This is a genomic window from Clostridium lacusfryxellense (assembly GCF_018861735.1).
In the GTDB taxonomy this organism is placed as follows: Bacteria; Bacillota; Clostridia; order Clostridiales; family Clostridiaceae; genus Clostridium_AD; species Clostridium_AD lacusfryxellense.
In genome coordinates this window covers 114,562-128,859 of the sequence record NZ_JAHLEB010000001.1, presented here as the reverse complement: position 1 = coordinate 128,859, position 14,298 = coordinate 114,562, and the positions used below count along the sequence as shown (strand labels likewise).

19 protein-coding genes, 1 pseudogene and 1 riboswitch are annotated in these 14,298 nt (G+C 29.5%); of the genes and pseudogenes, 5 read left to right on the top strand and 15 right to left on the bottom strand.

Annotated elements, in window-relative coordinates; translation table 11 throughout:
- Positions 1 to 19 precede the first annotated feature (19 nt).
- The 13 genes from KPL55_RS00635 to KPL55_RS00575 form a co-directional block, all read right to left on the bottom strand.
- Entirely contained in the window at positions 20 to 1,765 is a 1,746-nt protein-coding gene (locus KPL55_RS00635) for an ABC-F family ATP-binding cassette domain-containing protein (RefSeq protein WP_216304767.1), read from the bottom strand.
- 219 nt (positions 1,766 to 1,984) lie between these two features.
- Positions 1,985 to 2,215: a hypothetical protein gene (locus tag KPL55_RS00630; protein WP_216304766.1), complete on the bottom strand. Its 231-nt coding sequence runs from the start codon at positions 2,213 to 2,215 to the stop codon at positions 1,985 to 1,987.
- A gap of 214 nt (positions 2,216 to 2,429) precedes the next feature.
- The gene (locus KPL55_RS00625) at positions 2,430 to 2,792 is read right to left on the bottom strand and encodes a 4Fe-4S dicluster domain-containing protein (RefSeq protein WP_216304765.1); all 363 of its coding nucleotides are present in this window, start codon (positions 2,790 to 2,792) and stop codon (positions 2,430 to 2,432) included.
- Between the two features lie 131 nt (positions 2,793 to 2,923).
- Positions 2,924 to 3,736: a sporulation transcription factor Spo0A gene (gene spo0A, locus KPL55_RS00620; protein ID WP_216304764.1), complete on the bottom strand. Its 813-nt coding sequence runs from the start codon at positions 3,734 to 3,736 to the stop codon at positions 2,924 to 2,926.
- 327 nt (positions 3,737 to 4,063) lie between these two features.
- Positions 4,064 to 4,231 carry a YfgJ family double zinc ribbon protein gene (locus tag KPL55_RS00615; RefSeq protein WP_216304763.1) on the bottom strand — a complete coding sequence of 56 codons (168 nt, stop codon included), beginning with the start codon at positions 4,229 to 4,231 and terminating at the stop codon, positions 4,064 to 4,066.
- A 23-nt stretch (positions 4,232 to 4,254) separates the two neighbouring features.
- The gene (locus tag KPL55_RS00610) at positions 4,255 to 4,416 is read right to left on the bottom strand and encodes a hypothetical protein (protein WP_216304762.1); all 162 of its coding nucleotides are present in this window, start codon (positions 4,414 to 4,416) and stop codon (positions 4,255 to 4,257) included.
- Positions 4,391 to 4,963, bottom strand: a complete 573-nt coding sequence (locus KPL55_RS00605; RefSeq protein WP_246599253.1) for a glycoside hydrolase family 130 protein — start codon at positions 4,961 to 4,963, stop codon at positions 4,391 to 4,393. The genes KPL55_RS00610 and KPL55_RS00605 overlap by 26 nt, the downstream gene beginning before the upstream one ends.
- 234 nt (positions 4,964 to 5,197) lie before the next feature.
- Positions 5,198 to 5,938: an amino acid ABC transporter ATP-binding protein gene (locus KPL55_RS00600; RefSeq protein ID WP_216304761.1), complete on the bottom strand. Its 741-nt coding sequence runs from the start codon at positions 5,936 to 5,938 to the stop codon at positions 5,198 to 5,200.
- Positions 5,939 to 6,008: 70 nt separating this feature from the next.
- Positions 6,009 to 6,737 carry an amino acid ABC transporter permease gene (locus KPL55_RS00595; protein ID WP_216304760.1) on the bottom strand — a complete coding sequence of 243 codons (729 nt, stop codon included), beginning with the start codon at positions 6,735 to 6,737 and terminating at the stop codon, positions 6,009 to 6,011.
- 15 nt (positions 6,738 to 6,752) lie between these two features.
- Positions 6,753 to 7,568 carry a transporter substrate-binding domain-containing protein gene (locus KPL55_RS00590; protein WP_216304759.1) on the bottom strand — a complete coding sequence of 272 codons (816 nt, stop codon included), beginning with the start codon at positions 7,566 to 7,568 and terminating at the stop codon, positions 6,753 to 6,755.
- A gap of 165 nt (positions 7,569 to 7,733) precedes the next feature.
- A riboswitch (Lysine riboswitch) is annotated at positions 7,734 to 7,914 on the bottom strand.
- A 173-nt stretch (positions 7,915 to 8,087) separates the two neighbouring features.
- Positions 8,088 to 8,855 (bottom strand): DUF4931 domain-containing protein, encoded by a 768-nt coding sequence (locus KPL55_RS00585; RefSeq protein WP_216304758.1) that lies wholly within the window; start codon positions 8,853 to 8,855, stop codon positions 8,088 to 8,090.
- An 86-nt stretch (positions 8,856 to 8,941) separates the two neighbouring features.
- The gene (locus tag KPL55_RS00580) at positions 8,942 to 9,763 is read right to left on the bottom strand and encodes a permease-like cell division protein FtsX (protein ID WP_246599252.1); all 822 of its coding nucleotides are present in this window, start codon (positions 9,761 to 9,763) and stop codon (positions 8,942 to 8,944) included.
- Positions 9,764 to 10,044: 281 nt separating this feature from the next.
- Complete coding sequence (locus KPL55_RS00575; protein WP_216304756.1) at positions 10,045 to 10,593, bottom strand: manganese efflux pump MntP; 549 nt, start codon at positions 10,591 to 10,593, stop codon at positions 10,045 to 10,047.
- A gap of 314 nt (positions 10,594 to 10,907) precedes the next feature.
- On the opposite strand from KPL55_RS00575, the gene KPL55_RS00570 reads away from it, so the two are divergent.
- Together KPL55_RS00570 and KPL55_RS00565 are read left to right on the top strand one after the other, a co-directional pair.
- The gene (locus KPL55_RS00570) at positions 10,908 to 11,237 is read left to right on the top strand and encodes a rubredoxin-like domain-containing protein (protein ID WP_216304755.1); all 330 of its coding nucleotides are present in this window, start codon (positions 10,908 to 10,910) and stop codon (positions 11,235 to 11,237) included.
- Positions 11,238 to 11,341: 104 nt separating this feature from the next.
- On the top strand, positions 11,342 to 11,509 hold the full coding sequence (locus KPL55_RS00565; protein ID WP_246599251.1) for a winged helix-turn-helix transcriptional regulator: 168 nt from the start codon (positions 11,342 to 11,344) through the stop codon (positions 11,507 to 11,509).
- Positions 11,510 to 11,606: 97 nt separating this feature from the next.
- Here the strand turns inward: KPL55_RS00565 and KPL55_RS00560 are convergent.
- Positions 11,607 to 11,990 (bottom strand): annotated as a pseudogene (locus KPL55_RS00560) (iron-containing alcohol dehydrogenase); the annotation flags it as partial.
- On the opposite strand from KPL55_RS00560, the gene KPL55_RS00555 reads away from it, so the two are divergent.
- On the top strand, positions 11,942 to 12,193 hold the full coding sequence (locus KPL55_RS00555) for an RpiB/LacA/LacB family sugar-phosphate isomerase (protein ID WP_246599250.1): 252 nt from the start codon (positions 11,942 to 11,944) through the stop codon (positions 12,191 to 12,193). The pseudogene KPL55_RS00560 and the gene KPL55_RS00555 sit on opposite strands and share 49 nt — an antisense overlap.
- 60 nt (positions 12,194 to 12,253) lie before the next feature.
- On the opposite strand, the gene KPL55_RS00550 is transcribed toward KPL55_RS00555, so the two are convergent.
- Entirely contained in the window at positions 12,254 to 12,901 is a 648-nt protein-coding gene (locus KPL55_RS00550; protein ID WP_216304753.1) for a hypothetical protein, read from the bottom strand.
- A 533-nt stretch (positions 12,902 to 13,434) separates the two neighbouring features.
- On the opposite strand from KPL55_RS00550, the gene KPL55_RS00545 reads away from it, so the two are divergent.
- Positions 13,435 to 13,731, top strand: a complete 297-nt coding sequence (locus KPL55_RS00545) for an alpha-helical endospore appendage domain-containing protein (RefSeq protein ID WP_216304752.1) — start codon at positions 13,435 to 13,437, stop codon at positions 13,729 to 13,731.
- A 135-nt stretch (positions 13,732 to 13,866) separates the two neighbouring features.
- The gene (locus KPL55_RS00540; protein WP_216304751.1) at positions 13,867 to 14,211 is read left to right on the top strand and encodes an alpha-helical endospore appendage domain-containing protein; all 345 of its coding nucleotides are present in this window, start codon (positions 13,867 to 13,869) and stop codon (positions 14,209 to 14,211) included.
- The last annotated feature ends 87 nt before the right edge of the window (positions 14,212 to 14,298 follow it).

Below are 14,298 nucleotides of genomic sequence, written 5' to 3'. Positions count from 1 at the left end.
TTTATTTGCTGACTACTTACTAAACTTTGAGTAACTTAATCAACTCTTCAAGCTCCTGCGATAACTCTTTTGCAAGCTCAAAATCAGTATCTTTTAAAGCCAATTCTATTTTTGTTTCAAGTAATTTTTTCTTTTGTTCAATTTCTAAATAGTCTTTGTCAAAATGACTCGCATAAATCATCTTTCTAAATTTTCGCATACTCATTTTTCGAATTGTCTTATCTTCAATCATTAAAACAAAATCCATACAATTTACTACAGAATAGAAATCATGAGAAATCATTAGAATCGCACCTTTATAATTTTCTATGGCTTTTTCCAGTGCTATTTGTGAATAGGTGTCTAAATGACTTGTCGGTTCATCAAGAAGCAACATATTTGCTTTACTAGCAGAAACTTTTGCCAATTGAAGTATATTTTTTTCTCCACCAGACAAAGACCCTATCTTTTGATTAATGTATTCTTCTTCAAAACCATAACCTAAAATATATTCTATAATCTCTTGATTAGTTTTGAGCCCAGCCTCGAAGAACTCTTCAAGTATGGTATTAGACTCATTTAGTGTTTTGCCTTGAATTTGAGATAAATAAGCCACTTCAACATCTTCATTTATCTCAATCGAATCATTATTGTTTTTAAATATTTCTCGGAGTAAAGTCGTTTTTCCGGTACCATTTGGCCCGACAATGGCTACTTTATCAGTAGATTTAATTTCAAAGTTAACATTTTCTAGAAGCAGATCATCAAAGCTAACACTGTAATCAGTAACTTTTAAAGCAATGGTTTCAACCATTTCATTATCTATATCTAAACTGATATTCGGCTCTTTAATCTCTACAAATGGCGATTTAACTCTACTTTCTTCTAATCTTTCTTGAATTTTAACTCTAGCATTTAGAGATTTCCCTTTAGCAGATTGATTATACTCCGTTGCCTCAAATCTAAATTTCTTTATTAACATCTCATTCCGATGAAGTTCTTCATCATCAGCAGCAGCAAGTTCCTGTAACTCAATTTTCGTTTGAAGTAAAAAGAAGCTATACTCAATATAGTTTCCATCAAACTCTTGTAGCTCCATGTTTTCAAGATGCAAGATTTTATTAAAACAATGATTCAATAGATATCTGTTGTGCGTAATAACTAAAATTGTTCCCTTATGTGAATTAATTAGATCTTTAAGAGCATTAAGGTTTTCAAAGTCTAAAAACACATCAGGTTCATCCATAATCATTAAGTCTGGGCTATTTAGCATTTCCTTAATTACTTGAATAAGTTTGAATTCCCCACCACTAAGTGCAGATATCATTACATCTTTATATTTGCTTAAGCCTGCAAGATTTAGGTTTTTATTAATCTTATTTTCGAAATCATCCCCATTAATTACTTCAAATGCATCTAAAGCTTGTTGATACTTTTCTAGTAGTGAATCAATATCAGAAGATGTTTCCATTTCACTGCAAATAGATGTTATTTCATTTTGCATTTTAATAAATTTTTCGCCTATATATTCGAAAACTGTAATTTCTTTTGTTTCGCCCTGTTGTGAGAATTGACTTACATACCCAATACTACAATTTGGGTCCATCTCGAGCGTGCCGTCAAACATATATTTTTCTGGATCCATAATTATATCTATCAGTGTACTTTTCCCGCTGCCATTTGTTCCTATAAAAGCACAATGCTGACCTTCTTCTAATGTAAATGAAATATTCTTATATAGATCCTTTTGCGGAAATGAGTAGGACAAATTATCAACTTTTATCATATTATTACCTCTCTTTATCACTAAAAAAGAGCCTATAAAAATAGGCTCTTCAGTATATTCTATTCTTAATTGCAATTTTTCTCTTAATTTTATATAGTAAAGACATTCTAGTGAGTTTACCATTAATATTATAACACTTTTTACGAATAAATTCAATCATTACATATTAAAGCTTATATAGTCCAGTAATAGGGCGGTACTAATATTCACTAAACTGATTTATAAATGTTTGTCTTCTATATTTTCTACAACTTCTTTAACTTCTTCAACTTTCTTTTTTTTCCCTACAATAAAAATTAAAACCGCCACCATTAAAAGACCATTCCCTATATTTGCGAAAATTTTATCATCAATATTAATTTTAAAAACCATCTTAAAAACAGGTAATCCTATTAACATGAACCCTATACACAAAAGAATAATATTTCTATTTCTATAACTTAATTTCATATCTCTATTCTCCTCTCTATATTCTCTATACTTTATAATTCCAACAGGCGATCCTTTTACTCTTAAAAAATCTCTTGTTTTTGTTTCATTTATATGTGTTTATTATACATATATTTTTAAATAATCACAACGTTTAAGCTATCTTGAAAAGTTAAATAAAAGCACTAACAGTAATGTCAGTGCTTAAGTAAACTATGAACAACAATCATAAGTGTTATTTAATTTTAGGGCTCATTATACTTCGTATTTTGTAGTAGCCGTGGATCAAAGTTGCAGCGGGTTTGAAATAAAAACCTTCCATATCTTTTGAAACTTCCTTTAAATGTTTTCGTATTGGCAATTTCTGAGGGCAATGTTGTTCACATTTACCACAATTTTTACACAATGAAGCATATGAGGGTTTACCACCATCTGTTCCTATTGTCATGCCTAGGTATTCATATTGAGGTGTTTTATCATGGAACATATGTTTATTATTATAATAACCAAAAATCATTGGAATGTTAACACCTGCTGGGCATGGCATACAATAGCTGCAGCCAGTACAGAATATAACCTCATTTGTTAAAAATACCATATATTGTTTCTAATGTAAATATAAATAGATAACGTATAAAATTGCAGACAATAAAGACCTCTATGGGTTGTTATAATAACCCATAGAGGTCTTGTGACCTCGCCGTAGCGATAAAAAGTATAAATACTAATTTAACTAACCTTATTTTCTAATCTTAGCTTGTCAGCCACCATTGCTATGAATTCTGAATTAGTAGGGCTACCTTTTTCATTACGAATGGTATATCCAAAAATTTTATTAATTGTTTCTACTTGCCCCCTAGTCCATGCAACCTCTATTGCGTGCCTCATTGCCCTTTCTACCCTGCTAGAGGTGGTATTAAATCTTTTACCTACTGCTGGGTACAATTCTTTTGTAACTGCTGATAAAAGTTCAAAGTCATTCATTACCATATTTATCGCTTCCCTTAAAAACATATAACCTTTTATATGTGCAGGAATTCCAATTTCATGTATAATATTAGTTATTTGGGCAATCATATCAACTGGTTCTCGTTGATTTATATTAATTTTACTTTCTGCAGTATCAGTAAGCGGTTTTTTTACATCGTCATTACTTATAGTGTTATTTAACGTCTGTCTTATTCTTCTAATTAATACGTCCATATTAAAAGGCTTTACAATGTAATAATCTGCTCCTAGTAATAATGCTCTTTGGGTTATTTTTTCTTGACCAATTGCTGATAAAACTATTACACGAGGAAACGGATCTAACTTCATTGTATTTAGTCTCTCTAGAACACCCAAACCATCAAGAATAGGCATAATTATATCAAGCACTACTAAATCGGGTTTTTTTTCTTCAATTAATTTTAATGCTTCTACTCCATTCTGTGCCATGCCAGTAACAACAATATCCTTTTCTATCAGCATATAATTTTTAAGGATCTCGCAAAACTCTTTGTTGTCATCAACAATAATTATGTTTATCTTTTGTTCTTCCATAATTCAACAACCCCTTTACATATTAGTTGGATCTTCTAAAAAAGATTGGCAACCCATCTTATTTCAGAAAAATAATTTATATCTATTTGCTAATTTTTAAAACTAGTAGAAACAATACTGGTTTCTAATTTTAATTTTCTTAATATATTTTTTTACTTTAATTCCATAATAATCCTACCATATTTATAGTTTAATATCAATATATTTCTTATTTTTTAGGAAGAATGAGTATAAGTTTAATTGATAAATATAAATTACTTTAATTAAAATAAATCACTATACTCTACTTAATTAAAAATTGAATATATAAATATATTAAAAGGGAGTTCATAAGTAAAATGACCTCCCTTTTATCAGTTTGTTTTGCCCTCCTTCTAAAATTCTTTTCCTTGATATTAGTTTTTTGCATTTTCCGCAAAAATAGCTTATTGATCCACAGCCAATCATTTTTTCTAATTTTGTATTACACTCAGGACAATAATATTCTTTTTCCATTTTTTCACATCCAATTATGATTTTCACTTTTTAAAACCTACTGAATCTCTTTCTACTACGGAAACACTCATGATTATATTTTCATTCATATCACTTTTGTTATCCATTCTCCACAATAACCTTTGTAAAGCCTTACGCCCCATTAAATCTTTTTCAACTCTAACAGTAGAATGGTACTGCTCCACCAACAACTCTTCCATTTTCCCATGATTCTTCATTTGAAACACCATAAAAATGTTTTTGTTTTCTCCAATGTTCTAAATCTGGAGACTCCGCAATCCACATATCCGCCCCACCAATTGCATATGGAACTGGTCTGTTAAATGCTATATTTGTAGAGACTAATGAAGTTGCAGCGCCATTTCTAGTTACAGATGTGTAGTTTATATAATAAGTATCTTCTATTTGAGTTATTCTTGGATCTTCTATTCCCCATTCCTCCTCGGAAGCTATAGGTTTAATAAAGGCTTCATCTTCTATTTTGAAGTTTTCTCCGTCCTTTGATCTTGCAATTCTTATATGTGATAATGAAGTTAAGTAGGCAATTTTTCTTGCTCCACCATTTTCAATAATCCCTAATGAACGAGAGTCTGAATAATCATACTCCGTATCTATTTTCTTATTAAAGGAAACTATATCTATTATATCCTTTCCATCTACATTTACTACTATAGGTATCTTTACTTCATCTTCTTTATAGACTTTAACAGATTCTGCAACTCTGCATAACAATAGATATTCACCATTATATTTACAAACTCCACAGTTGAATACACCATCAACTTTAAAATGTAAACCTTTATATTAATAATATATCAACTATTTACTTTAATTCCAACCTACTTTTACTTTAATAATAAAGTTTATCAATTTATTATTAAATAATAAGAAAAAGCTTATCCCATAGATATCTCTATGAAATAAGCTTTTTCTGTTGTTTCTATTTATAATATATTGCAAATTATATTACATCTGCTTTAATGTGCGCTTTAAGAACTCCTTGGTACGTTCCTCAGTTGGATTATTGAAAATTTGCTCTGGACTTCCTTCTTCGGCTATAACCCCTTTATCCATAAATATAACACGGTCAGATACTTCTTTTGCAAATGCCATTTCATGAGTTACTATTATCATAGTAAGACCAGACTCAGCAAGTTCCTTCATAACTTTAAGAACTTCACCTACCATCTCAGGATCGAGAGCTGATGTTGGTTCATCAAAGAGCATAACATCTGGCTCCATAGAAAGTGCTCTTGCAATAGCTACACGTTGCTTTTGACCACCAGATAATTGTTTTGGTTTTGCGTTAACAAATTCCTCCATCCCAACGATTTTCAAATATTTCATAGTTACTTTTTCTGCTTCCTCTTTGGAACGTTTTAACACTTTCATTTGTCCAACCACGCAGTTTCCTAAAACATTATGATTATTAAATAAGTTAAATTGTTGAAACACCATACCAAGCTTTGTTCGGTATGCGTAGATATCATGTTTATCATCTAAAATATTTTCTCCTTTATAGATGATTTCACCACCACTTGGTTTTTCTAAAAGGTTAACACACCGAAGAAGCGTTGATTTTCCAGATCCAGAAGAACCTATAACGCAGACTACTTCCCCTTTATTCACTGAAAAATCAATGTCTTTTAGCACTTCATGAGTACCAAAGGATTTACTTAAATGTTGTATATCAATTACTTTTTCCATATTTTTATGCTCCTAATCTAATATTTATTCCCACCACTATTTTTGCTTTAAATCCTATGTCTTAATGAGTTTACACCTGCATTTGATTAGCATTCATAACATAATTTTCTGGACCATCTATCTTCTTTTCGATATAACGCAAAATTCTTGTTACTGTGAATGTCATTATAAAATACAAAACACATGCAACGAAAAATGTTTCAAAATACAAATAGTTGTTTCCTGCAATTGATTTTGTTTGGAAATATAATTCTGTTACGGCAATTACATTAAGTACTGATGTATCTTTTATATTGATTACAAATTCATTACCCGTTGCTGGCAGAATATTTCGAATTACTTGTGGTATTACTACATTAATCATAGTTTGAAAATGATTCATACCTATAGCATGAGCTGCTTCAAATTGTCCTTTATCTATAGATACAATACCACCACGTATAATTTCTGACATGTAAGCACCTGTATTAATTGAAACAATAAAGATCGCTGCATATAACCTGTTCATATCTATACCAAATGCTAAAGCAGATCCGTAATAGATTACCATTGCTTGTACAATCATTGGCGTTCCACGGAATATCTCTATATAAACAAAAAGAATAGCATTAACGACTTTAAGCAAAACTTTTTTTATTCCTCGTTCAGGAATTGGAATAGTACGCACAACCCCTATTAATAATCCAATTAAAGATCCTATAATAGTACCAACCATGGAAATTAAGAGTGTAGTACCTGCTCCTCGCATAAACATTGGCCAGTAATCTGAAACTATTTTCACTATTGATTCAAAACTCATTTTTTTCCTCCTTAACTATTTAGCTGCTGGTTGGTTCTTTATAGCAGTATCCATAATGCTTTTTCGATCTGCCTCAGATATGCCCGCTAATGTTTTATTGATTTTTTCAGCTAAATCACTACCTTTTTTAAGACCTACAGCAATTGATGTATCCTCTTCTGATGTAGTAAATCCTTCTTTAAATTCTACCATCTTAAAGTTTTTATTTGCAGCCTGTGAACTAACACCTTCTGGACGTTCTGATACATATCCATCAATCATTCCTGATTCAAGAGCAACTCTCATTGTAGGAAAGTTATCCATAGCTGTTTCCTTTTTTACACCTTTAATTTGATCTATTACTGTATAGTGGAATGTATTTAATTGAGCTGTTATTTTTGCTCCCTTAAAATCATTAATAGAGGTAACAGCATCATATTTCCCACCCTTTTTAACAACCATAACTAAATCTGATTTATAGTAGTTGTCAGAGAAATCAATTACTTCTGCACGTTTTGCTGTAGGTGACATACCTGCAATAATTGCATCCACTTTGCCTGAAGTTAATGCTGGTACAAGACCATCCCATTCAGTTTTAGTTATAACTAATTCTTTACCTAAATCCTTAGCAATCTTTTTAGCGATTTCTACATCATATCCGCCTGCATATTCTTTGCCGCCTTCAATTTTAACGCCACCATTAGAATCATCCATTTGAGTCCAGTTAAATGGTGCATATCCAGCTTCAAGACCAACTTTAAATGTTTTCGAACTACTACTTGACCCACATCCTGTTAAGAGCATAACTGCTGATAGAGATACTGCTATTAATAATGATAATTTCTTTTTCATAACTACTCCACTCCTTTTTTTAAATAAATTTATATATATTTAAATTATAAATGTCACATTTACATTCCGTGACATTAATTAATCCTATCAGGATTTTTTCCAAACAAAAAAGACCTGAGATAAACTCAGGTCTCAACATTCGTTGTCCCTAAACCTTCTTTTCCCAAATGAGATAGCGCAACTCAATAAACCGGGAAGTTTATTGAGACAGTCCTGCAGCTCTTAACTGCAGACCCAGCAAATAATTTAGAGTTTTTATTTGCTTCGGCGACCTTTCCTTCTCCTTAGTATCCATGCTTCTCAAACTCCACTAAGGACTGTTAAATGTCGCGCCTCTACCCCACATATAAAATTGAGGTTTTATTAAAATATATAATTAATTTTATAATAAAATATTGAATTTGTCAACCTACTTTTGTTTGGAATATACTTCAAACGAACTTTATCTTTTTATATTCATCAAAAATATACGGCACTTTAAAAATTATAATCAATAGAGTTTATTAGTTGATTTATAAATTAAGATTTAAAATACAACTGTTTAATTTGACTAACCATTTCATCTTTTTCGCTTGTAACTTGAGAAATATTAAAACCTATAAATAATGGAGATGTAATTAATCTAGGTATAACTTTACAGATTATACTCCCTTTCCATTCATAGAAAAAAAGATTAAAACTATCACATTTCACATAAAAATCTTTTAATATATAAGAAGCGACTTTCTGTATATTATCAGCCATTATATCTAAATTATTAATATCGTTTATTATAATATTGAACTCGGTAAAATCAACTTTAGGTTTAGTCGAAACATTAAGCACACATCCATCTGAATCATTTATTACTATTCCTTCAAAAAACTCGTCCTTCAAAAATTCTTTATAATCTATAGATTTTAGTCCGACAATCTGCATATGTGCATGATTGATAGTTCCACCAGAATAAGGTCCGTGATTTTTATAAAAAATTACAGATTTATAATCACCACTTTTCTCCATATCCAGCCAATGACGAACTCCAAATCTTAACAAACTTCTCATATATTCTTTATCATACATTCTAATATCAACATCGCAACTACTTGTTTCTATTAGCACTGTCATATGTGTATCTTCTAATGTAGGATACTTATTTTTCACTAAAATGAATTGTCCGTCTTCATCTATAATATCCGTTAACGCTTCTCGATTACAAAATGGACATGGAGTCTTCTTGTTTCTAATACTGTTTGGCTTAGTTTTACCTATATTGAATGAAAACTTTAAATGTCTGTTAGAACTCATTTTACTCCCCTGCTCCCTGTATAATATTTAACCACTTTATCTAATACAATCATTTCGGACTTTATCAATATAATAGATGATTTAAATCATATAATCAAGAATTTTTTTATAACAAAAATGCTTCCTAAGCTAGTAAGAATTATTCCAATAAGTATAAAACTCCATGATATAGTTGTGAATATAAAAGATGGGTCTATAAAACTAATGAATCTTGTAGCAAAATAAGAATTTGATTGTCTATATGCAAAACTATATAAGAAGTAAATTGCTATTACTGCGGACACTGCTCCTAAAAAACCAGTTATCATTCCCTCGAAAATAAATGTGCCTCTAATAAACCCGTCTGTTGCACCAAGATATTGCATTATATTAATTTCATTAAGTCTTGGATATATTGTAAGTTTTATTGTCCATTTAATTAACAAAAAAGTTGCTATCATAAGTATAATGAAAAGTATCATTCCTAACCATTGAATCATTTTAATCATTCCCAAAATATTCATAGGAACATTTTGACCACTGTTAATTTTATTTATACCTTGGACGCCCTTAAGTTGAGAAATTATTTTAGATATACCATCCGCTCCATTCACTTTAATTGTATATGAGTCTGGTAGAGGAGTATTCTTTTCAAAAGTAATATCGGTTGCAAGATTTGATGCTTGTATTTTTTTATATATATTTTGTCGGTCAGTAATTTTTATATTATCTTTTAAAGTAACCCGTAATCCAAATTGAGAATATATTCCGATTATGCCCATTTTAAGGTTCAACATGAATAGCACAAATATTCCTAAGATAAATAGCGTTGCCATTATTGAAGCAATTGAGCTAATACTACTAGTAGCATTGTTTCTAAGATTTTTTGAAGCATCTTTTGATAATAAATTCAAGGTACTAATCCTCATAATCATAACTACTCCTTTCTTTATCTCCTTTTAATATTCCATTTCAGCTTCTTTTACTAGAAATATAATATTAGAATAGATTTAAATTTGAATCAATTACTGTTATCTTACATCCAGAATATTAATACCTACTTAATAATACCATAATTAACATAAATTAAGTATGTTTACACCGCTTATCAAAATAGAACTATTTATACTTGTAAGTTTTAATAAATAGTAACAAATAAAAGCCATTGAAATAGTTTGAAAACCAAACTTTCAGTGGTTTTTATTTGTTACTATCCAAAAATTTGACTTATACCTAATAAAATCATCATAACCCCAGCTACAATAGTAGGTATATTCCCTAATTTGAATTTGGTAGTATACTTTAATGTATAATTACCAAAAAAGAAAATTGCCAAGCTAATTATGAAGAACGGAAGAGATATCATAAATGGACTATATCCTATCAATGCAGAACTAACTGAACTGCCTATATCATCAAATGCTAAGGCAGCACCTACATATAATGCTTCCTTATATTTTAATTCCTTAACTTTATGAGTATCAACATTTAATTTCTTATTGTAGGCTGATAATATCATGTTGACTCCCATGATTACTAAAATTAGCATACTTATAATCGAGCATGCTTCCTCACTAAGAAAGTTAGATAATAATTTTCCAGAAAGTGCAGCAATAAAAGAAACTCCAAAAGCAAGTACAACCAATATTATATTACTAAATAACTTAACTTTTACACCTGCCACACTATATACTACTCCTACACCTATATTATCTATACTATTAAGAAATGCTATGGTAAATAAATATATTAGTTGCATAATCTCACCACCTTTTTAAATTTAAGTAATTATCTATGGTGACAAACTATGTAACTAATTATGCTATATTATATGTATCATTACATGGTATGCTACATATATTCATCTGATAAATCTAAAAACTATGTTAAGAATAACTGCTGAAATTCATGATTTATTTCGCTTATGAAATACTTATTATTAATTAAAAACAATTCTTTACAAATACCAATTGCTATGTTATTATTCCTTTATAAACAATAGAATTTAATAAGAAATTACTAATTTCTACTTAGTTCAAAATTAAATATATATACATAATAGGAGGAATAAATATGAAAAAATTATTTAAATGTACTGTTTGTGGTTATGTAAGTGAGGGTGCTCCAGAAAACTGTCCTAAATGTGGTGTGGATGCAAATAAATTTGAAGAATTGAGCAGCGAAGCAGCTGAAAAAATTTATCGTTCAAATAAATCAAATGATATTCATATTGAAATCATAGCGTTAGCAGAAAAAATAGCATTCCTTAGTCAAGAAGGAATAGAAGATAATCTTGATCCTAAATGTTTAGCAGCCTTTACACAAGCAAAAAATGAAGCTTGGACTATTAAACAAAGATCAAAGGCTGAGCTTGCAGGACATATGAGTTTAGGTAAGTGGTAAAATATAAACTATTTTAAAATAACCACTTGTCTTATGAATGAATTTTTGAAAATTGCTTTCACTAGTACCTTTCATATATAATTATGGTACAAGGAAGTGATACTATGCCAGAAGATGGACTAGTTCATAGGACTGTTTATTCTCAAGTACCGCCTATGGTTGAATATTCACTTACTAAAATGGCAGAAGATTTAATTCCTATTTTAGAAGCAATGGATAAATGGGGAAAGTATTTTGTAGATAATTACAATCACCCAAATCATAAATCTTAAAATCTATTTATTTATATAAAAAATAAAAGGTATAGCTAATTATTAATTTAATTAGCTATACCTTTTGTATATATTTAGAAATTTACTTCTGTACCACAGTACCACTTGTAGTTGATATAGCTATAAACTTAGCTTTTTGTCTAAGCTCTGGTAAGTTAAATGGTTTAGCAGCTTCTTCGAAAGTGAATTCTGGATACTCATAAAATATCCACATTGCTTTAGCAGCATCTATTGGAGTTCCCCCACCTATACCAATTATTAAATCAGGATTAAAATTGTTCATAGCTTCAACACCGTTCATAACTGTTGCAACTGAAGGATCATTTTCAACTCCTGAAAATATTGAAGTTTCAATATTAGCTTGTTTCAATAATTCTTGTATCTTTGGAACTGTTCCATCCTTTATTCATCTTTGAGAACCAATAACGAGCATTGCCTTGGTTCCTTTTACTGATTTTAAATGATCTATTTCAAGATCCATTTTGTGCAAAATTAGCACGTTCACATTCTAATACAAATGTCCTTTGTATCGGTGCAAAAATAATTGGTTCAGGGATAGCACTTGAAATCGTGAATACATGGTTAACTACAGATTTTCTTGTTGATACTAAAAAATATAAATTGAGAGTGGATAAAATAAATGAAATTTCTGAAAAGCATTTAAAAAAACTATCTGAAATATAGCATAAAAAAGTCACGCTAATATAAGCGTGACTTATTTTATTAAACATATAATTTTCTTTATTATTTTTTTCCCTTTTTCGACCATATCTTTAGACCTAAAAGCAATCCGGCCCCAATTGTTGATGCAACTCCTGTATATATTGCTACTTTACCTGGAGTTGTTTTATTTAATGGTGTCTTAACTATGTTGTGATAATCTTCCATTAAATTTTGATACTGTTTCTTGTTGATATTTCCAATACCAATACCCATAACCTTACATTTCATACCTGCAAAATAATTAATTTTTTCTGCTATGTAACAGTTAAATGCATGTATTTTCTGAGGTGTTGAACTTCCATCATTCCATAATTCAACTCCAAATAATTCTTCATATATAAATTGATGTTGAAAAACAACTAAAGAGTAATTGCCTTTTTTTGAATGATACACATTTATATATCCATTTTTTGCGATTACATTATCAATATTTCCTTTGTATAGAACTAAAATATTCTTCGATGAATTTTCATTCTTGATTTTATCGAATAACTCTCTTCCATCAAATGAATAAAATAATTCAACAGTAGTTATATTATTCTTCGCTAAGGCTGGTTTCATTGTCTCTATATAAGAATCTATGTACTGTATATCTTCTGGAAGTTTATTTATGTAATCATTTATTACATTTTGGGTTTTTTTATTAAATATGCCATTGATAAATTCCATTTTAATACACCTCTATTCTTCCTCGTAAGTTTTGTTAGTCTTACTAGTTTATCATATGTTGCCCTCTTTGTATGTTTATCATAACATAGTTCTTTTAAATTTAACAAAATAGATCTCTTTATCTTGAGAATAACCGATGAACTAATAAATAAATAGAAATAAAGAATACTTTTGTAGTAAAAAGTATTCTTTATTTCTATTTTAAAGTAACATAAATGTTAAATTTAAAAAAGTCTATTTAGCCTTTACCATCATCATAATACAATTTGCTAATTCTTGACCACGTACGCCATGTGCGATACATTCATGAATACATTGAACTAAAGTTGAACAATCCATAATAACACCTCCAAACAATCTATATTGGTATTATAATCCAAGGTTATGTAGATTGTATGAAGAGGCTTTTATATTTTTAAACGAAGTGAAATTCAAGGGCAATTAGTAGTGTTGCTACATATTATATTATTGTAATAATGATTGAACAATTTAAATGAGAATACGTAAAAAATAAATATATAGGAGATGTTTATATGTCAGCACCAGTAATTCAAGCACCTAAATATCCAGTAACTAGGGAACAAGCAATTACAGATATAATCGAATCAATAGCATTAGAGGAGACAGGACTCGCTCATATAATAAATGCTGAAGGCGAAAAAATACAAAAAGGAAAAGAACTCGCTTGTGATATCGATGAGTTAGTTAGACTAAATGCTTCAATAAAAGATACATTAACAAATGTTATTAAAATTCAGATGTTATTACAATTCAAATTAGAAGAGATAGCTAAATTTATTCCAAAAAAAGAACCTGAGTGTGAATATTAGTAAATGACTCTACCTGTATCAATTTATGGGGATCAAGTTTAAATTTAAAGTTAAACTTGGTTCCATATTAATAGTTTCAAAAAATAATTGATGATTATATAACATATAAATATTGTCCTTTAATGGAGGTATATTATGGATATTATTAAAAGTGGAAACCATTATTATTATTTACACGCTCCTAATGTGAGGGTCTCTGATGAAGATTGCAAAAGATGTCATATTTCAAATAAAGGTGTAACCCCTCGTTGTAAATCACAAGCAGTAACAGATATAATTGAATCAATAGCATTACAAGAAATAGAATTAGCCCATATAATAAATGTAGAAGGCGAAAAAATACAAAGAGGAATCGCTCTTGCTACAAATATTGATGAGTTAATTAGTTTAGACTCCACAGTTAACCAAACCTTAACAAATGTTATTAAAATCCAAATGTTATTACACTTTAAACTAGAAGAAATAAGAGGTCAAACTTAATATTTTAACAATTATGTTTTTAATATATAAACTACAACCATTCCGGGCGCACTGATAAAAGGGGGTTCATAAATATGAACACCCCTT